The sequence below is a fragment of the Aeromicrobium sp. A1-2 genome, assembly GCF_003443875.1.
In the GTDB taxonomy this organism is placed as follows: domain Bacteria; phylum Actinomycetota; class Actinomycetes; order Propionibacteriales; family Nocardioidaceae; genus Aeromicrobium.
In genome coordinates, this window is the sequence record NZ_CP027482.1 from 617,303 (window position 1) to 639,151 (window position 21,849).

The 21,849-nt window shown below is 66.7% G+C and carries 25 protein-coding genes; 16 read left to right on the plus strand and 9 right to left on the minus strand.

Translation table 11 applies throughout. From position 1 onward, the window contains the following. Positions 1–6 precede the first annotated feature (6 nt). Positions 7–609 carry a mycofactocin system transcriptional regulator gene (gene mftR / locus C6I20_RS03045; protein WP_118394611.1) on the minus strand — a complete coding sequence of 201 codons (603 nt, stop codon included), beginning with the start codon at positions 607–609 and terminating at the stop codon, positions 7–9. Positions 610–699: 90 nt separating this feature from the next. Between mftR and mftA the strand changes: the two genes are divergently transcribed. The 7 genes from mftA to C6I20_RS03080 are packed head-to-tail and all read left to right on the plus strand — an operon-like array spanning position 700 to position 7,208. Further along, positions 700–810, plus strand: coding sequence for a mycofactocin precursor MftA (gene mftA, locus C6I20_RS03050; protein ID WP_118394612.1), 111 nt, complete (start codon positions 700–702; stop codon positions 808–810). Between the two features lie 10 nt (positions 811–820). Next, complete coding sequence (gene mftB / locus C6I20_RS03055) at positions 821–1,111, plus strand: mycofactocin biosynthesis chaperone MftB (protein WP_118394613.1); 291 nt, start codon at positions 821–823, stop codon at positions 1,109–1,111. Next, a complete protein-coding gene (mftC, locus tag C6I20_RS03060) occupies positions 1,108–2,340 on the plus strand; it encodes a mycofactocin radical SAM maturase (RefSeq protein WP_118394614.1) in 1,233 nt (410 codons plus the stop codon). Before mftB ends, mftC begins: the two co-directional genes overlap by 4 nt. A gap of 11 nt (positions 2,341–2,351) precedes the next feature. Next, positions 2,352–3,554 carry a pre-mycofactocin synthase MftD gene (gene mftD, locus C6I20_RS03065; protein WP_118394615.1) on the plus strand — a complete coding sequence of 401 codons (1,203 nt, stop codon included), beginning with the start codon at positions 2,352–2,354 and terminating at the stop codon, positions 3,552–3,554. Then, positions 3,551–4,276 carry a mycofactocin biosynthesis peptidyl-dipeptidase MftE gene (mftE, locus tag C6I20_RS03070; protein WP_118394616.1) on the plus strand — a complete coding sequence of 242 codons (726 nt, stop codon included), beginning with the start codon at positions 3,551–3,553 and terminating at the stop codon, positions 4,274–4,276. Before mftD ends, mftE begins: the two co-directional genes overlap by 4 nt. Continuing rightward, entirely contained in the window at positions 4,273–5,664 is a 1,392-nt protein-coding gene (gene mftF, locus C6I20_RS03075) for a mycofactocin biosynthesis glycosyltransferase MftF (protein ID WP_118394617.1), read from the plus strand. Before mftE ends, mftF begins: the two co-directional genes overlap by 4 nt. Continuing rightward, positions 5,661–7,208, plus strand: a complete 1,548-nt coding sequence (locus C6I20_RS03080; protein ID WP_118394618.1) for a GMC family oxidoreductase — start codon at positions 5,661–5,663, stop codon at positions 7,206–7,208. Before mftF ends, C6I20_RS03080 begins: the two co-directional genes overlap by 4 nt. Positions 7,209–7,384: 176 nt before the next feature. Here the strand turns inward: C6I20_RS03080 and C6I20_RS03085 are convergent, their stop codons facing one another. After that, complete coding sequence (locus C6I20_RS03085) at positions 7,385–9,346, minus strand: metal-dependent hydrolase (protein ID WP_118394619.1); 1,962 nt, start codon at positions 9,344–9,346, stop codon at positions 7,385–7,387. 188 nt (positions 9,347–9,534) lie between these two features. Between C6I20_RS03085 and C6I20_RS03090 the strand changes: the two genes are divergently transcribed. After that, the gene (locus C6I20_RS03090; protein ID WP_162891088.1) at positions 9,535–10,161 is read left to right on the plus strand and encodes a TetR/AcrR family transcriptional regulator; all 627 of its coding nucleotides are present in this window, start codon (positions 9,535–9,537) and stop codon (positions 10,159–10,161) included. Positions 10,162–10,349: 188 nt separating this feature from the next. Here C6I20_RS03090 and C6I20_RS03095 read toward each other — a convergent pair whose 3' ends face one another. Beyond that, a complete protein-coding gene (locus C6I20_RS03095) occupies positions 10,350–11,006 on the minus strand; it encodes a response regulator transcription factor (RefSeq protein WP_118394621.1) in 657 nt (218 codons plus the stop codon). Continuing rightward, positions 11,003–12,133 (minus strand): sensor histidine kinase, encoded by a 1,131-nt coding sequence (locus tag C6I20_RS03100; RefSeq protein ID WP_118394622.1) that lies wholly within the window; start codon positions 12,131–12,133, stop codon positions 11,003–11,005. Before C6I20_RS03100 ends, C6I20_RS03095 begins: the two co-directional genes overlap by 4 nt. A 17-nt stretch (positions 12,134–12,150) precedes the next feature. Between C6I20_RS03100 and C6I20_RS17580 the strand changes: the two genes are divergently transcribed. The 3 genes from C6I20_RS17580 to C6I20_RS03115 all read left to right on the plus strand — a co-directional run bounded on the left by C6I20_RS17580 (position 12,151) and on the right by C6I20_RS03115 (position 14,310). Then, entirely contained in the window at positions 12,151–12,807 is a 657-nt protein-coding gene (locus tag C6I20_RS17580) for a DUF6326 family protein (protein ID WP_254052227.1), read from the plus strand. Between the two features lie 152 nt (positions 12,808–12,959). Further along, positions 12,960–13,409: a PaaI family thioesterase gene (locus C6I20_RS03110; RefSeq protein WP_118394624.1), complete on the plus strand. Its 450-nt coding sequence runs from the start codon at positions 12,960–12,962 to the stop codon at positions 13,407–13,409. Between the two features lie 316 nt (positions 13,410–13,725). Further along, entirely contained in the window at positions 13,726–14,310 is a 585-nt protein-coding gene (locus C6I20_RS03115; RefSeq protein WP_162891089.1) for a dienelactone hydrolase family protein, read from the plus strand. 188 nt (positions 14,311–14,498) lie between these two features. On the opposite strand, the gene C6I20_RS03120 is transcribed toward C6I20_RS03115, so the two are convergent. The 3 genes from C6I20_RS03120 to fdxA are packed head-to-tail and all read right to left on the minus strand — an operon-like array spanning position 14,499 to position 15,992. Continuing rightward, complete coding sequence (locus C6I20_RS03120) at positions 14,499–14,924, minus strand: hypothetical protein (RefSeq protein ID WP_118394625.1); 426 nt, start codon at positions 14,922–14,924, stop codon at positions 14,499–14,501. A gap of 43 nt (positions 14,925–14,967) precedes the next feature. Continuing rightward, positions 14,968–15,642 (minus strand): metalloregulator ArsR/SmtB family transcription factor, encoded by a 675-nt coding sequence (locus tag C6I20_RS03125; RefSeq protein WP_118394626.1) that lies wholly within the window; start codon positions 15,640–15,642, stop codon positions 14,968–14,970. Next, on the minus strand, positions 15,639–15,992 hold the full coding sequence (gene fdxA, locus C6I20_RS03130) for a ferredoxin (RefSeq protein WP_118394627.1): 354 nt from the start codon (positions 15,990–15,992) through the stop codon (positions 15,639–15,641). Before fdxA ends, C6I20_RS03125 begins: the two co-directional genes overlap by 4 nt. Before the next feature lie 55 nt (positions 15,993–16,047). Between fdxA and C6I20_RS03135 the strand changes: the two genes are divergently transcribed. The 4 genes from C6I20_RS03135 (at position 16,048) to C6I20_RS03150 (ending at position 19,053) form a co-directional block, all read left to right on the plus strand. Next, complete coding sequence (locus C6I20_RS03135) at positions 16,048–16,674, plus strand: DUF2249 domain-containing protein (protein WP_118394628.1); 627 nt, start codon at positions 16,048–16,050, stop codon at positions 16,672–16,674. A gap of 227 nt (positions 16,675–16,901) precedes the next feature. Beyond that, positions 16,902–17,513 (plus strand): carboxymuconolactone decarboxylase family protein, encoded by a 612-nt coding sequence (locus C6I20_RS03140; protein ID WP_216822978.1) that lies wholly within the window; start codon positions 16,902–16,904, stop codon positions 17,511–17,513. 83 nt (positions 17,514–17,596) lie between these two features. After that, positions 17,597–18,040 (plus strand): hypothetical protein, encoded by a 444-nt coding sequence (locus tag C6I20_RS03145; protein WP_118394629.1) that lies wholly within the window; start codon positions 17,597–17,599, stop codon positions 18,038–18,040. After that, positions 18,037–19,053 carry an NAD(P)H-binding protein gene (locus tag C6I20_RS03150; protein WP_118394630.1) on the plus strand — a complete coding sequence of 339 codons (1,017 nt, stop codon included), beginning with the start codon at positions 18,037–18,039 and terminating at the stop codon, positions 19,051–19,053. Before C6I20_RS03145 ends, C6I20_RS03150 begins: the two co-directional genes overlap by 4 nt. A gap of 14 nt (positions 19,054–19,067) precedes the next feature. Here the strand turns inward: C6I20_RS03150 and C6I20_RS03155 are convergent, their stop codons facing one another. After that, a complete protein-coding gene (locus C6I20_RS03155) occupies positions 19,068–19,673 on the minus strand; it encodes a TetR/AcrR family transcriptional regulator (protein WP_118394631.1) in 606 nt (201 codons plus the stop codon). A gap of 189 nt (positions 19,674–19,862) precedes the next feature. On the opposite strand from C6I20_RS03155, the gene C6I20_RS03160 reads away from it, so the two are divergent. After that, the gene (locus C6I20_RS03160; RefSeq protein ID WP_118394632.1) at positions 19,863–20,873 is read left to right on the plus strand and encodes a class I SAM-dependent methyltransferase; all 1,011 of its coding nucleotides are present in this window, start codon (positions 19,863–19,865) and stop codon (positions 20,871–20,873) included. Positions 20,874–20,977: 104 nt separating this feature from the next. Here C6I20_RS03160 and C6I20_RS03165 read toward each other — a convergent pair whose 3' ends face one another. Next, complete coding sequence (locus C6I20_RS03165; RefSeq protein WP_118394633.1) at positions 20,978–21,829, minus strand: thioesterase family protein; 852 nt, start codon at positions 21,827–21,829, stop codon at positions 20,978–20,980. Between the last annotated feature and the right edge of the window lie 20 nt (positions 21,830–21,849).

Sequence of the window (21,849 nt, forward strand, 5' to 3'; positions counted from 1 at the left end):
GGCCGTCTAGTTCTCGTTCAGGTACTGCCGGAGCCCGCCCATCGCCCGGTCGACCAGGCCGAGCAGAGGGGCGGTCTCGTCGGCAAGCCATTGCTCGTAGGCGGAGATCGCCAGGGCGAGGCTCACGTGACCGACGACCCGGGGGAGCATGTCATCCGGGGCTAGGTCGAGACGGGCTGCGACATAGTCCGAGATCACCCGGCGCCACTCCGCGTACTGGTGGACCGAGTGCGCCTGGAGCGCCGGCGTGGTGAGGATCAGCGCCATGCGTTGGCGGTGCAGGCGCGTCGTGTCAGCGTCGAAGTCGTTGAATGCGAGCACACCTCGGTGGATCGCCTCCCACAAGGGGATGTCCAGGGGCATCGATGCGAGGATCCCGCGGAACGCGTCGAGACTTGCACCGAACTCTCCCCAGGGGATGTCGTTCTTGGAGTTGTAGTAGCGGAACAGGGTGCGCCGACCTACTCCAACCTCGGCGGCGAGCGCATCCAGCGTGGTCTTCTCGAATCCGCGCTCGTCGAAGAGGCGGAAGGCCGCCTGCTCGATCTCGGCGTGCGTCGTGGCGACGGGCCGGCCAGGCATCGTGCGAGGAGAAGCCGCTGCGGTCATGGCAGGAACATACCAATTCCTTTCGAGGGGCTTCCTTTTTGGCCCTCGGTGCCATTAATATGTGTCTCACACCACAACCTAGGAGTGACCATGAGCATCGACGCCCCCACCAACGAGCCCAGCACGACCGACGAAGCCCCGGTGACCGCCGAGTCGCTGATCGAGGAAGTTTCGATCGACGGCATGTGCGGCGTCTACTGAGTCGTCGACGATGACCGAGATGATCGACCAGGCCTGGGACCTGTCGCCGGCGGTGGCATTGCGCCCGGAGCCGTTCGGCGCCATGGCGTACCACTTCGGCAACCGCAAGCTCACGTTCCTGAAGCGCAACGAGCTTGTCGCCGTCGTCCGAGCACTTTCCGATCACGCTGACGTGCGCGACGCGCTGACGTCGGTCGGCATCCGTGAGGCTGACTGGCCGGGATACGTTGCCGCTCTTGAAGGCCTCGCCGCCACCGACATGATCCGCCCGCGCACGACCACCAAGGAAGCAGTGGCATGACGATCCTTCAGAACCGGCCGGTCATCGACCGCCCCAAAGACGCCTCCCTCATCGAGCAGTTCGAGCTGGGACTTGACGCCCCGATCTGTTTGACCTGGGAGTTGACGTACGCCTGCAACCTGGCGTGCGCACACTGCTTGTCGTCATCGGGCAAGCGTGATCCGCGCGAGCTGGACACCGACCAGTGCAAAGCCGTCATCGACGAGCTGCAGCGCATGCAGGTCTTCTACGTCAACATCGGTGGAGGCGAGCCGACCATTCGGCCGGACTTCTGGGAGCTCCTGGAGTACGCCGTCGCGCACGACGTCGGTGTGAAGTTCTCGACCAACGGGGTGCGACTCAACCCTGAGGGGGCGGCGTTCCTGGCCTCGACGGACTACGTCGATGTGCAGATCTCCCTCGACGGCGCGACCGCCGAGGTCAACGACTATGTCCGTGGTCCCGGGTCGTACGACATGGCGATCAAGGCGTTGGCGAACCTGCAGAACGCTGGCTTCAAGGACGCCAAGATCTCGGTCGTCTGCACGCGGCAGAACATCGGTCAGCTCGACGAGTTCAAGGCGCTGGCCGACCATTACGGCGCCACCTTGCGCCTGACCCGCTTGCGGCCTTCCGGCCGTGGAGCGGACGTGTGGGACGAGCTGCATCCGCTTCCCGAGCAGCAGAAGGTCCTGTACGACTGGCTCATGGCCAATGGCGAGAACGTCCTGACCGGCGACTCCTTCTTCCACCTGTCGGCCTTCGGTGAGACCCTCCCGGGCCTCAACCTGTGCGGCGCCGGCCGGGTCGTGTGCCTGATCGACCCGATCGGTGACGTGTATGCCTGCCCGTTCGCGATCCACGAGAACTTCCTCGCCGGCAACATCCTGGCTGACGGTGGCTTCGAGCGGGTGTGGCAGCTTTCGGAGCTCTTCAAGGATCTGCGGTCACCCCAGACCTCGGGTGCGTGCACGAAGTGCGAGTTCTTCGACGCCTGCCGCGGCGGCTGCATGGCGGCAAAGTTCTTCACCGGCCTGCCGCTCGACGGACCGGACCCCGAATGTGTCAAGGGCTACGGCGAGACCGCCCTGGCCGCCGACCGCTCGATCCCGGCGCAGAGCCAGGACCACTCACGTACCACCCCGGCCCGCAACCAGCCCGTGATGTTGACCCTGAGTCGACGTGAGGGCATCACGGCCCCGCCAGTATCAGCGTGCGCGGAGAACCCTCTCGCCGGCTTCACTCTTTAGAAGGAACACAGATGTCGAAGAACCCCTGGAAGCAGAACTCCTGGTTCGAGTCCGTCGCCGTCGCGCAGCAGCGTGCCAAGAAGCGCCTGCCGTCCTCGGTGTACGGCGCGCTGGTCGCGGGGTCCGAGCGCGGCCAGTCCATGGCCGACAACGAGGCGGCGTTCATGGAGCTGGGCTTCGCCCCACATGTGGCGGGCCATCAGGCCAAGCGCGACCTAGCAACCACCGTCATGGGCCAGGAGATTTCGCTGCCGGTGATCATGTCGCCGACAGGCGTCCAGGCTGTGCACCCCGATGGTGAGGTCGCCGTCGCCCGTGCCGCCGCAGCCCGCGGCACCGTGATCGGGTTGAGCAACTTTGCGTCCCGATCGGTCGAGGAGGTCGTCGAGGCGAACCCCGCGACGTTCTTCCAGATGTACTGGACCGGTGACCGTGACGTCATGATCCAGCGCATGGACCGTGCCCGCGCCGCCGGCGCAGTGGGTCTGATCGCGACTCTGGACTGGTCGTTCTCGATGGGCCGAGACTGGGGCAGCCCGGAGATCCCTGAGAAGGTCGACTTCAAGACCGCGATGAAGTTCGCGCCCCAGGTGCTGCGCAAGCCGCGCTGGTTGAAGTCGTTCGCGGGCAACCTGCCTGATCTGACCGCGCCCAACCTCGCTGGGCCCGGCGAGGCGAAGGGCCCGACGTTCTTCGGTGCCTACTACGAGTGGATGACGACACCGCCACCGTCGTGGGAAGACGTGGAGTGGATGCGCGAGCAGTGGGGCGGGCCGTTCATGCTCAAGGGTGTGTGCCGCGTCGACGATGCCCGTCGCGCGGTCGACGCCGGCGTCACAGCGATCTCGGTGTCCAACCACGGCGGCAACAACCTCGACGGCACGCCGGCTCCGATCCGGGCGCTTCCTGCCGTCGCCGACGCCGTCGGCGACCAGATCGAGGTACTTCTGGACGGTGGCATCCGCCGGGGCAGTGACGTCGTCAAGGCCGTCGCCCTCGGCGCTCGCGCAGTGATGATCGGCCGCGCCTATCTCTGGGGCCTCGCGGCGAACGGGCAGCCCGGGGTCGAGAATGTCCTGGACGTCCTGCGCAGCGGCATCGACTCGGCCCTCCTGGGCATGGGGGTCTCCTCGATCCACGAGGTCACTCCGGACCATCTGGTGATGGCTCCGGGATTCGCACGGAATCTCGGCGCGGTGGCGCACACGCCATGACCCCCCTCGCCGATGCCGTCTGGCCCGAGATCGGGAAGCGACCGCTCGTGCTGGTGCCGGTTGGCTCGATCGAGCAGCACGGACCTCACCTCCCGCTCGACACCGACACCACGATTGCCATCGCCGTGGCCGAAGGCGTCGCGGCGGCAACGGCGGGCGACGTGTATGTGGCTCCCGCTCTGACCTACGGGTCGAGCGGAGAGCACCAGGCCTTCGCCGGCACCAGCTCGATCGGCACGGAGGTCCTCCAACAGGTCGTCATCGAGCTGGTCCGCTCGATGAGCACATGGGCCGGACGGGTCGTGTTCGTCAACGCGCACGGAGGCAACCTGGCCGCTGTGTCCAAGGCGGTCTTCCAGATGATTGCCGAGCATCACGAGGTCGCTTGGGTGCCGTGCGCGACCGAGGGAGTCGACCTGCACGCGGGAGTTACCGAGACGTCCTTGATGCTGCACCTGCGCCCGTCGAGTGTCCGCCTCGACCGAGCGGAACCGGGGGAGACGCGCCCCTTGGCCGAGATCATGCCGCTGCTGATGGCCGGAGGCATGGCCGCGGTCTCGCCAAACGGGATCCTTGGTGACCCGACTGGCGCCAGCCCCGATGAAGGACGTCGGATTCTCGCGACCATGGTTGGTGACACCGTCAGCCGCTTGGAGCATGGGGTCGCCGACGCACGGGGGATGCTGCGCACCCTTTTTGCCGAGACCGTGTCGCGACAGTGACGGACCCGCCACTCCCGCTCGGCTTCACGGTGCGCCTGCATGACGAGGTCGAGCTGGTTGGCCAAGTGATCGTCGGACCCCGCGTCCTACGGCTGTCCGCTGCTGCGCGGCAACTGATCGTGGACCGCGAGGTGACGGTGTCGTCGTCGACCAGCGCGCTCCTGGCCGATCGCCTGCTGGATCTGGATATCGCCGAGCCCGTGATCGATCGGAAGGCCGATCAACCGCTCGACGAACTCACGGTCGTCGTGCCCGTCCGTGACAACGCCGCCGGCGTCGAGCGCCTGCTGCGCGGCCTTGCCCAGCGGGTGAGGTGCGTCGTGGTGGATGACGCGTCCGCCGACCCGCGGAGGCTCGCCGGCATCGTCGCGGAATACAGGTCACCACTGGTTCGGCTCGATCACAACGTTGGCCCGGCCGCCGCCCGCAACGCCGGCCTCCACCAGGTCGCCACGCCCTTCGTCGCGTTCGTGGACTCCGACGTCATGGTGTCCGCCGAGTCCCTCGCCGACCTGACGCGCCACTTCGTCGACCCCCGGCTGGCGGCAGTGGCTCCTCGCGTGAAGACACCACCTGGTGGCCGATGGTTCCAGCGCTACGAGGCGGCATCTGGGTCGCTCGACCTCGGACCCTCGGCGGCTACGGTCCGACCGTGGACACCGGTGACGTACGTCCCCAGCGCGTGCCTCCTGGCTCGGGTTGATGCGCTCGGTGCGGGATTCGACCCGCTCCTGCGCAGCGGTGAAGATGTCGACCTCATCTGGCGGCTCCAGGCCGATGGACACCGGGTGCGGTATGCCGCCGAAGTGACGGTGGATCACGACGCGCGGGACACCGTGGCCGGCTGGCTCGGCCGCAAGACGTTCTACGGGACCAGCGCGGCACCTCTGGCGCAGCGCCATGGGAATCGGGTGGCGCCCGCGGTGTTCACCCGGGCGCTCGCCACGACCGCAATGGGCGTCTTGCTGCAGCGAAGGTGGTCATGGGCCGTCGCAGTTGTCGGGGCTGCTGACTTCGCTCGGACCATGGGCTCGGGACTGTCAGACCTGACGCCGGGTCGGCGTGCCCAAGTGATCGCGGCAACGGGAACAACGATGGCTCGCCAGGTGCCGAGCCTGATGCTCCGCCACTGGTGGCCCGTGTCGATCGCGTTGGCGCTCGTGTCGTCGCGGGCACGCCGAGCCCTGGCCACCGCAGCCGTCCTCGACGGGGTCCTTGCGCATCGGGCTTCGGGGGCGAAGCTGGACCCGGTCCGCTATATTCTCGCCCGCCGGGCCGACGACGTCGCCTACGGCGCCGGGGTCTGGCAGGGAGCGGTCCGGCAACGATCGGTCCGCTGCCTGCTCCCACGCTGGATGCCGCCCCGCCGATCCGAGCCCGACACATGACCTACGACTACATCGTGGTCGGCGCCGGCGCGGCAGGGTGCGTGCTCGCGGCCAGGCTGGCTTCCGAAGCGGGCGTGACGGTCCTCCTGGTCGAGGACGGCGGATCAGGACGCAGCCCTGTGCTGTCCGTCCCTCGCGCCTTCTACTTCACGCTGCGCTCGAAACGACACACCCACAGCTACCCGACCCGACCGATCCCCGGTGGCGGCCCCGAGACCTGGATCCGCGGCCGAGGGATCGGTGGCTCGACGCTGATCAACGGCATGATGTACGTCCGTGGTGCCGCAGCCGACTTCGCGGCACTTGAGGCCGCCGGCAATTCTGGGTGGGGTGCCGCCGAGTTCCAACGAGCGTACGACACCATCGAGCAGCGTCTCGACGTCTCGACCCCGACCGAGTCCGACGAGGTCACCAACGCGCTCTTCGAGGCAGCCCGCACCGTTGGCCTCCGTAGGACCGAAGACTTCAATACCTCCGACGACGCACGGATCGGCTTCACGCCAGCAACGATCCGCAACGGACGCCGGGTCAGCGCCGCGACCTTCCTCGACCCCGCACGCAAGGGCAGCGGCCTGAACATCATGACGCACGCCCGCGCCGAGCAGCTGATCCTCGAAGGCACCCGCGTAGTCGGAGTCCGGCTCCGCCGCCGCGGACGAGTCGTGGAGGCGCGGGCCAGCCGGGAGGTGCTCGTCGCCGCCGGCACGATCGAGAGCCCGCTATTGCTCGAACGATCAGGCATCGGCCGCCCCGACATCCTCGCCGCGGCCGGCGTGACGCCGATCGTGGAAAGTCCCAACGTGGGGGAGCGGGTGATCGAGCAGCGCGCTGTCAGCATGCAGGTCCGGTTCCGCGATCGGCACGGAGCCACAGAACGACTCAACACCCGGCCACGACAACTGGTCGAGGGAGCCCGCTACCTCGCCACCCGGCGCGGACCCATCGCGACCAGCGGCTACGACGTCGTGAGCGCATTCTGCTCCTCACCCGAGGCCGCCCGTCCCGACGCTCAGGGTGTGTGGGTGCCGGTCGCGCTCGACGAGACCTCGACCGAGATGAAGCTCGCACCGTACTCAGGTCTCCTGTTCACGGGCTACGCCCTGCGCCCCACGACACCCTCGTCGGTCCACCTGGGCGGCGCTGATCCTGACGCTCCACCGGTCATCGAGCAGCAGTACTTCCGGGACGCCGCCGAACGTGAGACGACCAGCGCAATCCTCGACCACGCTCGCCAGGTCGTCGCCACCGCACCGCTCGCAGACCTCGTCCACACCGAGGTCTTCCCAGGACCGTTGGTGACGACACCGGATGATGTGATCCGGTACGCCCGCGCGTCGGGAGGCGGGATCTACCACGCAGTCGGCTCCTGCGGCATGGGTCCCTCCGACGATGACGTCGTCGATCATTCGCTGCGCGTCCGTGGCGTCGACGGACTGCGGATCGTAGACGCCTCGGTGCTCCCCAACCAGGTGTCCGGCAACTCAGCGGCCCCCGTCATGGCCGTGGGCTGGATTGCCGCGGAGATGGTTCTGGCGGACCGCTGAAGTGTTCGACTCCATCGGGGACGTGTGCCCCGGAGTGTCCCGCACGCCATGGGTGCGCTGTTCCAGCAGAGGAAAATCTGCAGGGGTGGATGGGGACGTCTAGGTTTCACGTACGGAATCGGTGCCTCGGCCGATGGCGGGTCTTGGTCTGTCAAGATCGCCGGGCACGACCACTCCTAGCGGTCGTAGTCGATGTGGACGTCGTTGCTGGTGGGTCGGGACTGGCAGGTGAGCACGAGACCGGCGGCGACCTCGGCATCGCTGAGCACATCGTTGTGGGCCATTTCGACGGTCCCCAAGCACAGCTGTGCCTGACAGGTTCCGCACAACCCCGAGCGACACGACCACGGCACGTCGCGGCCGGTGGCCAGAGCAGCGTCGAGCACCGTACGCCCGGCGAAAGGCACCGCGTGCTCCTGCCCGCCGATGACGAACGTGAGATTGGCGTCAGCATGGGCCGCTGCCTCTGCCGAGATGGTGATCCCGCGCTCTGCACCCGGCGTGTAGGACTCGGAGTGCACGGCGCCGGGGTCAACGCCCAAGTCGCTGAGCGCGCTGTTGACGACATCCGCCATGGCGTCGGGTCCGCAGACAAACCACACGTCGACCGCGGCGAGTGTGCCGTCGTCAATCCAGGCGCGGAACATGGCGACGTCCAGGTAGCCATCGGTGGTCTCGAACACGTCGATGACCTTCAGTTGGTCCGGGTGTTGCTTCTGCAACTCATCGAGTTCTCGGGTGAACATCCTCGAAGCGGCGTCGCGGTTGGCGTGCAGCAGGGTGAACTTGCTGCCGGGCTCCTCCTCGAGGGTCGTGGCGAGTACCGAGAGCACCGGTCCAACGCCACTACCGCCCGCGATGCCGACGTGGTGCCGCTGCGACGTGGGGTCGAGCGGCACGCTGAATCTGCCGGTGGGGGGCGAGACGCCCAGGACATCGCCCGCCCTGAGTCGGTCGACCGCATAGCTGGAGAACTGCCCGCCGGGGGCACGCTTGATGCCCACGGCAAGTCTGGCCTCGGACCGCGCCGGATAGATGGAGTAGGTGCGCCGCACGTCCTCGCTGTCGACGACGGCGCGAATCGAGACATGCTGCCCCGCCTCGTAGACGAAGAGCTCCTTGAGGTCGTCTGGCACGTCAAAGGTGACTGTCACACTGTCGGGAGTGACCTGCTCGACGGCCGCGACCTTCAGCTGGTGGAAGGCGTGCGCGCCCGATCCGATGGCGGCGTGACTCTCGAGCGAGGTGTAGAAGTGGGCCACGTCGCCGCCGGCTTCGTAGTGCTCGAACCACACGTCGGCAAAAGCTGGCAGCGGCTGGTCGCCGGGGTCGTGGAAGGGCGACTGGGAGTCCAGCAGCCCGCGAATCATCTCGCGCGACTCGTCTTTGGGTAGGTCGGGGAACGGCGTCGGGATCTCGACCTTCGTCCGCCACGGCAGCCAGTTCGCGACCGTCGTCTTCAAGCTCCACTTCGCCGACAGGACCCGAGCATCGAGCACGCGCTCCTCAATTGGCACGTATCGGTTGAATCCGGCCAGGATCAGCTCCATGACGACCAGGCTGTGCCACGCAGCGGACGGCACGATGAACGAGCGGTACCACTTGTTCTTGACCACCGCCTGATAGATGATCAGGCCCGACGATCGATGCTCCACCTCCTCGCAGAAGTGCCAGAGGAACAGCGATGCGACCCGCTCGTCGCCCGCCCTGAACAGCGTCTTCTCGTGGTCGAGCAACATCTTGAAGAACGGCGTGAAGGTGGCCTCGAGGTCGGCGAGGAACGCCAGGCGCCAGGAGAGTGATTTCTTCTTGGCCAGTCGCTGGTAGTAGTCGATTGCTTCTTGCAGCGTCTCTTCGAGGCCGGGATAGGCACGTGCCAGCGCATCGGCGTGGGTGCGGTGGGCCATGGAGTGCTGGGCCTCTTGGTTCACGAAAGCCCTAGCCTCTTCGAGAACCCCCGGATCCTCGATCTGTGGCATCGCCTCGCGTACGGCCGCCACCACAAACTTCTCGAACGCGATGGCCAGGAACGAGATGGCGTTGGCCTGGAGCGAGAACGCAGGGTTCGAAGGATTCCAGTTGAACGGGATGTCCCCGCCGAAGTCGAAGTCGATCTTGCGTACAACGAGATCTGTCATGGCATCCTGCTCTCTAGCGTCAAAGTGGAGTCAGTGTCACATTTGATTGGCTGGCGTGCAAGGTGCCGCCCGAGATTTGCCACCATTTCGGCATGTCGGCGGTAGCGGTGGCACACTGTCCACTAGTATGTGTCGCAAAAGCGTTGTGAATGATGTCTTCACCTACCGCTTGTTCCGGAGGAGAGCCGATGGCTGGACCTGGCTGGGGAGGCAGTCCTCCCGGCAACGAAGAAGAGGCACGTCGTCGTATCGTCGCTGCGACGGCCGCGTGCGTGCGTCGCCTTGGGGCCTCCGCAACAACGATGCAGGCCGTGGCCGACGAGCTTGGCATCACGCGCCGCACGATGTACCGCTACTTCCCGAGCGTGGAAGCGCTGTTCGCAGCGGTGGGCCTGGCCGCGCTGACGGACTTCCGCGGCCGGGTGGACGAGGCGACCGCGGGCATCACTGACGCTGTGACGCTGGTGGTCGAGTCACTGGCTTTCGCAATCGAAGTCGTCCCCGACGAACCGATGCTGCAACTGCTCATCAACGCTGGCCGCAGCGACCTCTATGTTGCACAGCTGGTGAGCCGGGACGTGGTGACGATGTGCCGGCAAGCGGTTCTCGACGGTCGCGTCGACTGGGCCGTACTGGGCTACGACGAGGCAGCACTCGACGATCTCGTCACCCTGATGTTGCGACTGTTCCACTCCTTCGTCTTCGTGCCACCCGACCCTCCGCTTCTCGGCACCGATCTACGCACATGGCTGCGCCAGTGGATCGGTCCAGCCGTACTCAGCGGTGGGCAGGTGGGCGGACCCCGACTCGCCTAAGTGAACTCGAGGAGCCTCCTCGGCCCCGCACCACGCGACCTCCATCCAATTTCCGCCGCGGGGACCGTTGTGACCCCATCGGCAGCTGCCGCTGCCCAGACCGATCTGTCACCCAGATCGTTCAGCAGACCCTCATGCTTGGCTCTGGTCGCCGCGAATTTCCCTCGACAACTCCAGTAGCAGCGGCGCTACTCCTTGACCCGCTTGGTCTCGTACGCCCACATGGCCACTTCGACCCGGTTGCGTGCACCGATCTTGTTCATCAGCGCGGCGACGTGGGCCTTCACGGTGCTCACGGTGATGTGTAGCTCCTCGGCGATCTCGGCGTTGGTACGTCCGCGGGCGACAGTGAGCAGGACCTGTTCCTCGCGTTCGGTGATCGGCTCGATCGGCTGGGCCGGCGGGGTGGATCGTTCCAAGCCGGCCAGCGTGGTGAGTAGTCGGCGGGTGATGGTGGGGGAGATGAGCGCGTCGCCGTTCGCCGCGGCCTGGATCGCCTGGACCAGCAGCTCGGGTCCGGCGTCCTTGAGCAGGAAGCCCCGAGCCCCGGCCTTGAGTGCGCCGTAGACGTACTCGTCGAGATCGAAGGTCGTGATGACCACGATGGCGAGCGGATCCTCGACGCCGGGGCCGGCGAGCTGGCGGGTGGCTTCGACTCCGTCGATGCCGGGCATCTGGATGTCGAAGAGGCAGACGTCGGGACGTATCTCCCGGGCCAGCGCCACCGCCTGAAGGCCATCGATCGCCTCGCCGACGACCTCGATCCCGGGCTGCGCGTTGAGGATCATCGTCAGGCCGGTGCGGACCAGGAGCTGGTCGTCCGCGACCACCACCCGGATGGTCATTGCGGCACCTCGCGCGGCAGGGTCGCCGAAACGGTCCAGCCACCGGCCGGGTCGGGCCCGGCCCGACACGCACCGCCGAGGAGCTTGGCCCGCTCAGCCATCCCGAGCAAGCCGTAGCCCAGACTGGTCGAGAGGCGGGCTGCGTGTCCGTCGTCGTGCACACGCAACTCTACAACGCCGGCCTCGCCCCGGACCTCCACGCTGACCCTTGTGGGGTGGTGGGCGTGCCGGATCGCGTTGGTGACCGACTCCTGGCAGATCCGGTACACCGCCACCTCGACCGGCAGCGGCAGGTCGGCGAGATTGCCCACGCACTGCACCTGCACCAGGGGGCTCATCCGGATCAGCTCATGAAGGTCGCCGATGCCGTGCTGCGGTGCGTAGTCGGCCGCGTCGCCGTCGCGGAGCACCCGGACCATCGTGCGCATCTCGGACAACGTCCGGGAGGCCTCGGCCTCGATCACGGCCAGTGCCTCGAGGGCGGCGCCGGGGTCTGCGGCCGCCACCGCACGCCCTGCCTGCGCCTGGATCGCAATGGCAGAGACATGGTGAGCGACGGTGTCGTGCAGCTCGCGGGCGAGCTCACCGCGCTCCAGGGTCCTGACCTGCTGGACCTCGCGCCCGTGGGCCACCGCGCGGAAGCGCATCGCGGCCCCGAGCGCGAACGCCGCGACCAGCACGGTGGTGCCGCCGACCAGGTTCCCGAGATTGTCGGTGGTCGCGAGGCTCAGGCCGGCCGGTACGGCGACGATCGCCGTACCGATCAGAGCCTCGCGTCCCGAAGCCCAGCGGTACAAGGCATACGGCAGCACGATGAGGCCGAACATCGAGTCCAGCCCCACCTCCGAGACGTCGTAGACGAAGGTCGGTAGGACCAGCGTCAGCGCGCCACCGAATCCGATCGCGGTCGCCAGCAGCGGATGGGCACGCCGCCAGAGCAGGGCCGGGATGACCAGGAGAGCGACCACGGTGGCCAAGGGGCGCCACGGTACGTCGGGGCGGAAGATCGATTCGGCGCCGGCCGCGATCAGCAGTGCGCTGACCAGGGCCCAGTCCCGCCAGTCCCGCGCTGGCGGGTCCGGGGCGCGGGGCTCGGCCAGGACTGAGCGGACGAAGGCGGTCACCATCACTCCACCCTAGAGAGATGACGGCCTCGTCGTACGGGGCACAAGTACGAGCTTCTCCTCGTTCTTTCGGCCCGGGAGCCCACGGGCTCGGCTGTGCCAACGGCCAGGTCAGATCAGGCTCCGCGACTGATGTGCCCGGCGTCGGCATCGGTGAAGGTGGAGGTACCCACCCGATCAAGCCAAGGAGCATCGTGATGAGAACGCTTCAATCCCACACCGCACTGGAGAATCCACCGTTGCAGAGCACGCTGGAAGATCTGCGCATGCCCGTGCAGGCCAAGCTCGCTGCAGCGTGGGCCAGCTTCATGTTCTTCTACATCTACGTTGACTATCTCCACCTGTACAAGCCCGGCATCATCGACGACATCCTGGCCGGCGTCGTCTTCGAGTTCGACACGAACCAAACCTTTGTCGTCAGCGCGCTCGCGCTCGTGGGGATCCCGGCCCTCATGATCATGCTCTCGATGACGCTGCCCGCGCGCGCGAACCGGACGCTCAACCTCGTCGTGGCATCGCTGTACATCCCTGTCTCTGTGTTCAACGTGGTCGGCTCATCCTGGTTTGTCTTCTACGGCCTCGGCATCGTGGTCGAGGTGCTGCTCCTGGCCTTCATCCTGCGCTCCGCCTGGACCTGGCCACGCCGCACCGTTTCGCCGATGACCTCGGCACGCTGACAACTCGGAGGGAACAGGTCCCGAATCTGTCCCCACTGCCAAGCCAAGAGCCCCTGACCAGCTTGCCGGTCGGGGGCTCTTGCCACGCCCGGGTGCGCTGCCCGGGACGCCCCGTTGCTTCGCCCGCCCGGGCCGGGAGCTAGTTTTCGGTCATGACCGAACCAGATGCCCTTTCTCAACTCACTGCCGATGCCCGTTCGATGATCCCGATCCTGGGCGCCATGGGTCTTGAGGTGCTCGAGGTGACTCCGCACAGTGCAGCCGCGCGGATCCCAGCGGAACCGAACGCCAACCATTTCGGCGCGATGTACGCGGGCTCCCTGTTCACGGTGGCCGAGGTCCTCGGCGGACTGATGGCCGGGTTCATGGACGTGCCCGGTGGTTTGCCACTGGTCAAACGCCTCGAGATCGACTTCACCCGGCCGGCGATGACGGCGGTGACCGCGCGGACCACGCTGTCCGAGGATGAGTTCCTCCGAGTGCAGGCCGAGGCCGTTGCCAACGGCAAGTCGAACTATGAGCTGATCAGCGAGGTCACCGACGAGTCCGGGACGGTCGTGGCCCGCACGCATGGCTACTACCAGATGCGGGTGATGGGCTGACCCCGCCAGCAAGTCGAAGGCCCCTGATCAGCAGAACTGCCGGTCGGGGCTTTTGTTTTGCCGCGAGGCTGGAGGCGGGGATACGAGTGCCCCGACCTGCTGAGGCGTCCCCTTCGTAGATCTGAACTGCGCGTGCCGTCGCATTCCCGTGACCAGGCGTCCGCGTCGCGGATGATCTGGCGAAGCTGCTCGCAGACCTCCTGCTGCCACGGTGGCAGCGGCTGGATGTACGCATCGACTTCTGATCGAGAATTGGCCATGCCCGGCACCCTGGGGTCATCGAAGAAGTGTCGGTCGTCAAGCGCAGACTGACGACATGGCTGACATCGTGCTGTTCCATTCTGTGCTGGGAGTTCGACCAGGCGTTCACGACGCCGCCGATCGGTTCCGCTCCGACGGCCACGAGGTCGTCGTCGTGGATCAGTACGACGGGCGCGTCTTCGACGACTACGCCGAGGCGAGCGCGTTCGCCGAGGCGATCGGCTATCCAGACCTCATGCGTCTCGCCGCTGAGGCGGTCAGGAATGTGCCTGACGGATTCATCGCTGCAGGCTTCTCCAACGGTGGTGGCATGGCCGAGTACGTCGCGACGCAACGCCGCGTGTCGGGTGTGCTGATGCTGTCTGGCGCCCTGGACCTCGCGATGCTCGGCACCGACACATGGCCCGCCGGCGTCGCGGCCCAGATCCACTACGCCGTCGACGACCCCTTCCGGAATCAAGCCTGGATCGACGCCGTCGCCGACCAGGTGCGGGCTGCGGGCGGGCCCGTGGAGATCTTCGACTACCCCGGGGCCGGACACCTTTTCACCGACAGCTCCCTCAAGTCGGAGTTCGACGAGCAGTCGTCCGAGCTGCTGTGGTCTCGCGTGCTTGCCTTCTGCGGCACGCCATCGATGTAGCCGGGAGGATCCACGCAGAACTGGTTTCCTTCCGTGCTGTTCCGTGGGAGACGCGTCACGAGACCTCCGCATGAGGGCTGCGTTCGAGGACGAGTCGGAGCCCGAGAAGCAAAGCGGCACGGAGCCCGAGCCGGCCCCGAGCCATCGACCAGAAGGCAGCGGGTAGATCGTCAGGGGTTGGGTCAGGATCAGGAGTTGAGCAGCACGATCCCGGCGAGGGCGAGTGCGATCACCTTGGCGGTCTCGAGGGCGATGTAGACGTAGTGGACACGCGACCCGGGTGGATCCTGGCCGGACAGGACCAGGTCTGATCGTCGGGTCAGGCGTGGACGGACCACACCGAGCTGGACGGCCAGCACCACGACCGGGATCACGAGCGTGATCATGGCCCAGGTGTCCGGTCGGTCGATGGCGACCGCGCCAACGATGACCACGGCAAAGACGAGCTCGATGGTGTTCAATGCGCGGAACACGAGGCGCCCGATCCCGAGCCCGATCCGGATGGTCACGTCGGGCGCACGGAACTTCAGTGGCGCCTCGATGAACGAGATGGCTGCCACCATGCCGAGCCAGACGAACACGATCGCGACGCTGAGACCTGATGTTCCGCTCATCGGCGTCGCCTCAAGGTGTCGCGCGGTGATCTGTCAGTGAGGGTCATCGTGGGTCCTTGGTCGGGGTCAGGTGGGCCATGCAGAGGTCCGGCTCAGTGAACGGTTCGAGACGCTCGACGGTGACGGGGGAGGACCAGGCCGCCAGAGAGCCTTGCATCAGTCCGAGGTGGATCGGACAGATGACCTCGGAATGGTCCTCGACCAGCTCGATGAAGGGGCAGCGCCGCAGACCGATGCCGACGGCGGAGGTCTCGGGAGCGAAACCCAGGTCGTCCAGCAGTCCGACCAGGCGTCCGATCGAACCTTCCACTGGGTTGTCGTCGGCGACATCCGGCTGCTCTGCCACGGGGGAGTGCATGCTCAGGGCCCATGCATGACCGGCTTCGATGGCCTTGGCTGCGGGATCGGGCGAACCGGCGAGATTTTGGGCCAGGACCTCGGCCAGCAAACGGTACTGGCGTGGGCCGGCGGGATCCATCCTGCGGACGAACCGAAACATCAGGGGTGGACGACCCGGAGCCCTGCGGTCGGCCTCGACCAGCATCGCCTGGCCAACCTCGACCAAGGTGTCCAAGTGGAATCGGGCCGTGTTCGGGTGCACCCCCAGCGATGCAGCGATCTGCACGATCGTCAACGCGCGGTCGGCGTCCCTCAGGACTTGCAGGACCTGGTCGCGGCGACCGCGCGGAGGAGTTTCAGTTGTGGCGTCTGGTGTCATGACGGTTCCTTCGCTGGTTCTGGCAAGGCGGCAACCATCGCCGTATCCACTCCCAATGCACCGAGCAGCGCTGCGCCGCCGGGAGCCTCGAGCGGGCCGGAGCGACCGGGCAACGTGTGGGTGAAGAAGTCGGCGTTGTCGCCCAGAAATGGCTCGAGCTCTGCTGGCAGGTCGTCCTCGTAGAAGATCGCCTCCACCGGGCACACAGGTTCGCAGGCGCCGCAGTCGATGCACTCGTCGGGTTGGATGTACAGGCTTCGACGGCCTTCGTAGATGCAATCGACCGGGCACTCGTCGACGCACCCGCGGTCGGTCACATCCACGCACGGCAGGCCAATCACATATGTCATGCCCTAGAGTTTACACAAACATCGTTTGTATAAACTCTAGGGCAAGGAGAATCAGATGACCGATCATGAGCTCGACGTCCGCGCGCTGCGCAAGCCTGACAAGCACCCGACGATCTTCGCGACGTACGCGGGGCTGGGGGTGGGTGAGTCCTTCGTGCTGGTCAACAACCACGACCCCCGACACCTGCGCGATGAGTTCGAGACCGAGTACCCGGGCGGCTATGAGTGGTCCTACCTGGAGCCAGGTCCCACCGTGTGGCGGATTCAGATCACCAAGCACACCACCACCGCGTTGCCTCGGGTCCTGGCCAACACGGCCGCGTTGGCGAGCGCGGCTGAACCTGACGCCAATGGGGCGATCTGGAACCTGCCGGTACGGCAGCGGGACCTGGACGCCAACGTGATCCGCCTGCTTCCGGGCGGATCGATCGCGGAACATGCCGGCCCTGACATCGACGTGCTCATCCACGTGATCGACGGCACCGGTCACCTGATCACCGAGCGTGGCCGCCTCGAACTGTCGCTCGGGGACGTGGTGTGGTTGCCGCAGCATTCGCGCCGCCAGTTCACGGCAGGCGCCGAAGGCATCCGCTACCTGACGGTCCACCGGCGTCGACACGGACTCGTCCTCGAGCCCGCCACGCGGGCATCGTCGTCGACTGCGGGTGGCGTTGGTGTCTGAAGGGAGGTGCTGGCGATCAGGGCGACCGCACTGATGGCGAGTCCCTAGAGGATGGTCCAGGCCAGCGAGGGCATAGCCGTACACGCGCCCGCCGGGGTGGTTCCAAAGATGGGAACAATACCCCGTAGGGTATGTGTTGCACGAGGTGAGGAGCGCATCCGAGGAGCCGGGCGGGCCACAGATGCCTTCGCCTGTTCACGAGCACCTCGACGAAAGGGTGGGCCCCGATGAAGATGGTGGCCAAGAAGCACTACTCCATCCGCGAGATCTACCGGATCACGTACGACGCGGCTCGAACCAGACGATTCATGGCCGGGACGAACCTGGGTCGGGACAAGCAGTTCACCGAACGGATCATGCTGGCGGTGACCGAGGTCAACGGTTGTGAGCTGTGCTCGTACGCGCACACTCGCTTTGCTCTCGAGGCTGGTCTGAGCGATGCGGAGATCCGCTCCCTGCTGGGCGGCCTCTCGGAGGGGGTGCCGGACCACCAGATCCCCGCCATCGCCTTTGCCCAGCATTACGCCGACACCGGCGGGCACCCGGACTCGGCCGCCTGGCAGAACATTCTCGACGTGTACGGCGAGGACGAGGCGCTCAGCGTCCTGGCCGCTGCCCGCATCATGATGTGGGGGAATGCCGTCGGCATTCCGCTGAGCTCGTTGCGCTCACGACTCAAGGGTGCCGCAGACCCCGGGAGTGGCCTCGGTTACGAGGTTGCGACGATCCTCGGGTCGACTGTCGTGACGCCGTTTGCGCTGCTTCAGGCGCTGGTCTCGGTGAAGCGGCGCGCCGCGGTCGCTCCGGCGGCCAGCAAGGATGTTGTCGCGGGCCGCTGACTCGCACGCCCCTGCACCCGAGCGTGCGCCTTGAATCTGGGCCTTTCATGCGTTGAGTCGCGTGAAATGGGTACGGCGACTGCATGGACAGCGAAAAGTTCACGGCCCCGCCCGATGCCGGCGACGGGCAGCGGTTCTCCTTCGCGTGGGAGCCTCGCTATCGGCTCCCGGCTTTTGCCTTCGGCCTGACACCGCGCACGGCGTGGGTCGAGGTCACAGGCTCCGAGCTGCATGTCCGCTACGGGTTTTGGTCACTGCGCTCAGCGTTGAGCAACATCACCGGCGTCGAGGTCAGCGGGCCCTATGCGTTCCTCAAGACCGCCGGTCCGGCGCACCTGTCGATGAGCGACCGCGGCATCACCTTCGCCACCAACAGTCGCGAGGGTCTGTGCATGACCTTCCGTGAACCCGTGCCCGGGATCGATCCCACCAAGCGGATCAAGCATCCGGGGGCCACGCTGACGGTCTCCGACGTCGCCGGGCTGTCGCGGACTCTCGGGTTCCCGCGTTCTGTGGGCTCCCCATGACCGCGCCACCGTCAGAGTCGGTCGGCGACACGGCAGGAGAAGTGCCGAAGGCGACACTTCGGGTGCTGGTGACAGGTGCAACCGGATACATCGGGTCACGCCTGGTCCCAGTACTGGTCAAGGAGGGACACACGGTCATCGCCGCCAGCCGCTCCTCATCAGGCACGGACGACTATCCGTGGGACGGCGAGGTCGAGACCCGAGAGCTGGACATCGAGGACGAGGACCAGACAGGCGAAGCGGTCGCGGGAGTCGACGCCGTGATCTATCTGGTCCATTCGATGGAGTCTGAGGACTTCGCTCGCAAGGACCGCGAGGCCGCCCAGAGGATGGCCTCGGCCTGCGAGCGCAACGGAGTCTCGCGCATCGTCTACCTGTCCGGGCTGGTGCCCGACGGCGAGCTCTCCGCGCACCTGCGCTCTCGCCAGGAGGTGGAGCAGATCTTCCTGGCCGGGGCGGTGCCGGCGGTCGTGCTGCGTGCGTCGATGGTCATCGGCGCAGGCTCCACGTCGTACGAGCTGCTCAAGCGGCTCAGCGAGCGCGTCCCCTTGATCACGCCGGTCCCGGCGTGGATGCGCAGCAGGATCCAGCCTGTTGCCGTCGAGGACGTCGTGCATGTCATCGCGCGATCCCTACGCGTCGATCCGAGGAACGCTCACTTTGATGTCGGCGGCGATCAGGTGCTGACCTACCCCGAGCTTCTCGGCCTGTTTGCCGACACCGCCGGACTGCGACGCATCCAGGTCATCGTGCCGGGCATACCCCGCTGGATCGTCGGACTGGGCTGCGCCCTCATCGCACAGATGCCGCGGACAGAGGTCAACACCCTCATCGAGAGCCTCAAGCACGACATGATCTGCCACGAGGAGGCGGTCCGAGATGATCTGCTCGAGCCCGGCCACGACTATCTGTCCGTTGCGGAGGCCTTGCGCAGGGCCTTGGATCCGAGCAGCGCTGCCGGCACGTCGTACACCGGGGACGTCCAGGGCGCCGCGCCGACGGATCCCGCCTGACGATGAGTGTGTGCTCAGGCGCGGGGCGCTGTCAGCGCGGCTCCAAGCCAACGTCGCAGATAGGCGCGCACCTCGTCGGGGGAGCGAGGCGTGGCAGGGGGGTGCTGCATCAACGACCCGATCAGGCGCAGCATCAGTTCGGCCAGCCCCTCCAGATCGCCGTCGATGATCCCGTTCGCCTCCCAGTCGACCGGCAGGCTTCGCAAGAACTGTGCGCCAAGGTCGAGACCCGTCGATGAGGTGATCCCGCGGCCGAAGAGATCCTCGTCCTCCGCTTGGAGCAGGATGCCGATGCTCGGCTCCTGCGGCAGTTCCTCCAGGCAGAAGACGATGGCCTCGACCACTGCGTCGATCGGCGCGGGACAAGGCGTCAGGTGGGTCCGCATGCGGTCGGTGAAGTCGATGGCGCCGGCCTCTGCGACGGCGCGGAGCAGCTCTCCGAGACTCGGGAAGTAGCGGTAGACCGTCTGGCGGGTGACTCGGGCGTCGGCCGCGATGTCAGACAGTGTGGTCTTGGCGACCCCCACGCGATCGATGCAGCGGGTGGCTGCGCCGATGATTCGCGCGCGGGCCAGCCCCTCCGTCGCCGGAGGGTCGCCCTGCCATCCGTGATGGGCCACGGCTCAGGCTCTCGCTGACGCGCGGCGGCTGCCGTGGTCGACCGGGTCGGTCTGTCGAGGGCCGTGCATCACTGTGGTCACCGCTCCCATTGTTACATCCATGCATCTCCTGTATGAATGTAACAATACCGCTCCGACGGGGTCAAAGCCAGTCCGGGACGTCCGGGAAGGCCGACGAGAGGCAACGACATGTGGGACTCCTACCGAATCAAGACGGCTGCGACCGGTGTGAAGCGGCTGGCAACTCTGTCGCCCGAGGACAAGCAGGGTTGTATCGACGCGTACCGGTTCTTCCAGCGGATGCAGGCGGGCGAGGAGACCGAGACCGCGCAGGAGACCAAGGCCGTGGCGGACTACTACAAGGTCCTCAACAACATGCTCTCGGTGTTCGACCTGGAGAAGCTGTACATCCCGCCGATGCTGGACATGACCAAGGGCCTGTACGACAACCAGATCCTGACCGAGAAGGCGCTGCTGGCCGACCTCGCGCTGCACGACCCGGCCGGCTCCCACCTGCTCGACATGGGGTGTGGCCGCGGCAGGATCGCCCACCACCTCGCGACCCTGACCGGGGGACAGGTCTCGGGCTACAACATCGACCCCGACCAGGTCGAGAACGGGATCGACTGGGCTGCTCGGTGCGGCATGAGCGACCGACTGCACTTCAAGGTCGGCAATCATCACGAACCGCTCGAGTACGAGTCGGAGTCGTTCGACGGGTGCTTCTCGGTCCAGGCCGTGTGGCCGTTCTTCAAGAAGGAGGAGCTGGACCTGCATGCCCGTGAGATGTACCGGGTGCTCAAGCCCGGCGCCCGCTACGCCTGCTCGGAGTACCTGCTGACGCCGTACTTCGACTGGGAGAACGAGGAGCACGTCGCGCTGCACCGGCTCTTTCTGCCCACATTGGCGGCGACCCGGTCGATGTACCCGGCCGACGTCTGCGGCGCCCTGGAACGTGCGGGCTTCCACATCGAGCTGTCCGCGCCGTCCAGGAGCGAGGCCTGGCCGTTGTGCGACCAGAAGAGTGACCTGATCCGCCGCGGTCGGCACTTGGTCCGCGCCCTTGAGAAGATCAAGGTCGCCCCGGCCTGGATCGAGGAGTCTCTGGAGCTGCTGCAGCGCGGCGGTGAGGCCTGGAACGAAGCCGAGCGCGCGAAGATCGCTGACCTGAACTGGCGGATCGTGGCCACGAAGCAATAGCGCGCCGCCACGGGTGTCGTGCGGCGGCTAGAAGGCGGCGAGGGTGCGGACCTGCTCCTCGTCGGTGATCGTCAGCACCGCGCGATCGAGCACCGCGTGATCGGTCATGCCGGCTTGTCGTCGCGAATGTGGCGGCCGCCGTCGTCGTCGAACTCCACGTTCGCGAAGTTCACGGGGCGTGAAGCATTGGCGATCGCCGTGACCATGGCCGTGCCCAACGGGCCGGCACGGTCGAAAACCTCCACGGTGCCGACTGAGATGCCGTCGAGCTCCACACGGTCGGTGGCCGAGAGGCCGATCTCCCGACTCACGGGAGGTCTCGCGAGCGCGAGGGTGATGTCGGTGTTGATGAACTGCACACCCTCAGTTCCCCAGTTCACGACCATGCTGGTGGCATCGGCGATGCTTGCCACGGCCTGGAATGGTGTGCCAGGTTCGCCGTCCACGATCGGCAGGCCTGCCTGCCAGGTCCGCTTGCGGCCAGCGTTCTGGTGGTCGGCGAACGCCTGCGACCAGGGCTCGTCGCTCGTGAAGAACGGCACTCGCGGCTCCTCACTTGGTGGCACGACGTCGACTGGCGGTGCCTGCGGGTGGTCGACGGGGGACCAGGCCGCGCCGCTGGGGGACTCCGTCGGGAGCAGGAAGGTGCAACTGGCCCGCGCGACCCGGATCCCACCCTGGAGGAGTGTCGCGTCGATCAGGCAGATGCGGCGTCCCTCCCGGACCACCTCCGTCGTCACGGTGCAGGGCGACATCTTGGCGGGTTGGAACAGGTCGACGGTGTAGCGCGCGGGTTGCAGATCGCCCCGGCCGAGGTCGGCGATGCGCTGCTCGAGGCCGCGCGCGAGGGCGCCGCTCACGGCCACGCCGTGGATCTGGTCGTGACTCCACATGCTGCGGGCGATCTCGGTGGGGATGAGGAGGTCGTCCTCGAGGGTGAACATGGCCAAAGACATGGGCGAAGCCTCTCAGGTGA

Excerpts from the sequence above, each read along its gene's own strand:
- C6I20_RS03140 (WP_216822978.1), top strand. The coding sequence starts at position 16,902 with ATGAAGATGGTGGCCAAGAAGCACTACTCCATCCGCGAGATCTACCGG.
- C6I20_RS03100 (WP_118394622.1), bottom strand. The coding sequence starts at position 12,133 with ATGGTGACCGCCTTCGTCCGCTCAGTCCTGGCCGAGCCCCGCGCCCCG.
- mftR (WP_118394611.1), bottom strand. The coding sequence starts at position 609 with ATGACCGCAGCGGCTTCTCCTCGCACGATGCCTGGCCGGCCCGTCGCC.
- mftC (WP_118394614.1), top strand. The coding sequence starts at position 1,108 with ATGACGATCCTTCAGAACCGGCCGGTCATCGACCGCCCCAAAGACGCC.
- C6I20_RS03095 (WP_118394621.1), bottom strand. The coding sequence starts at position 11,006 with ATGACCATCCGGGTGGTGGTCGCGGACGACCAGCTCCTGGTCCGCACC.
- C6I20_RS03120 (WP_118394625.1), bottom strand. The coding sequence starts at position 14,924 with ATGAGCGGAACATCAGGTCTCAGCGTCGCGATCGTGTTCGTCTGGCTC.
- C6I20_RS03135 (WP_118394628.1), top strand. The coding sequence starts at position 16,048 with ATGACCGATCATGAGCTCGACGTCCGCGCGCTGCGCAAGCCTGACAAG.
- C6I20_RS17580 (WP_254052227.1), top strand. The coding sequence starts at position 12,151 with ATGACGGCCTCGTCGTACGGGGCACAAGTACGAGCTTCTCCTCGTTCT.
- mftA (WP_118394612.1), top strand. The coding sequence starts at position 700 with ATGAGCATCGACGCCCCCACCAACGAGCCCAGCACGACCGACGAAGCC.
- C6I20_RS03165 (WP_118394633.1), bottom strand. The coding sequence starts at position 21,829 with ATGTCTTTGGCCATGTTCACCCTCGAGGACGACCTCCTCATCCCCACC.
- C6I20_RS03150 (WP_118394630.1), top strand. The coding sequence starts at position 18,037 with ATGACCGCGCCACCGTCAGAGTCGGTCGGCGACACGGCAGGAGAAGTG.
- C6I20_RS03110 (WP_118394624.1), top strand. The coding sequence starts at position 12,960 with ATGACCGAACCAGATGCCCTTTCTCAACTCACTGCCGATGCCCGTTCG.
- mftD (WP_118394615.1), top strand. The coding sequence starts at position 2,352 with ATGTCGAAGAACCCCTGGAAGCAGAACTCCTGGTTCGAGTCCGTCGCC.
- mftB (WP_118394613.1), top strand. The coding sequence starts at position 821 with ATGACCGAGATGATCGACCAGGCCTGGGACCTGTCGCCGGCGGTGGCA.
- C6I20_RS03085 (WP_118394619.1), bottom strand. The coding sequence starts at position 9,346 with ATGACAGATCTCGTTGTACGCAAGATCGACTTCGACTTCGGCGGGGAC.
- C6I20_RS03145 (WP_118394629.1), top strand. The coding sequence starts at position 17,597 with ATGGACAGCGAAAAGTTCACGGCCCCGCCCGATGCCGGCGACGGGCAG.
- C6I20_RS03080 (WP_118394618.1), top strand. The coding sequence starts at position 5,661 with ATGACCTACGACTACATCGTGGTCGGCGCCGGCGCGGCAGGGTGCGTG.
- C6I20_RS03125 (WP_118394626.1), bottom strand. The coding sequence starts at position 15,642 with ATGACACCAGACGCCACAACTGAAACTCCTCCGCGCGGTCGCCGCGAC.
- mftE (WP_118394616.1), top strand. The coding sequence starts at position 3,551 with ATGACCCCCCTCGCCGATGCCGTCTGGCCCGAGATCGGGAAGCGACCG.
- fdxA (WP_118394627.1), bottom strand. The coding sequence starts at position 15,992 with ATGACATATGTGATTGGCCTGCCGTGCGTGGATGTGACCGACCGCGGG.
- C6I20_RS03160 (WP_118394632.1), top strand. The coding sequence starts at position 19,863 with ATGTGGGACTCCTACCGAATCAAGACGGCTGCGACCGGTGTGAAGCGG.
- C6I20_RS03115 (WP_162891089.1), top strand. The coding sequence starts at position 13,726 with ATGGCTGACATCGTGCTGTTCCATTCTGTGCTGGGAGTTCGACCAGGC.
- C6I20_RS03090 (WP_162891088.1), top strand. The coding sequence starts at position 9,535 with ATGGCTGGACCTGGCTGGGGAGGCAGTCCTCCCGGCAACGAAGAAGAG.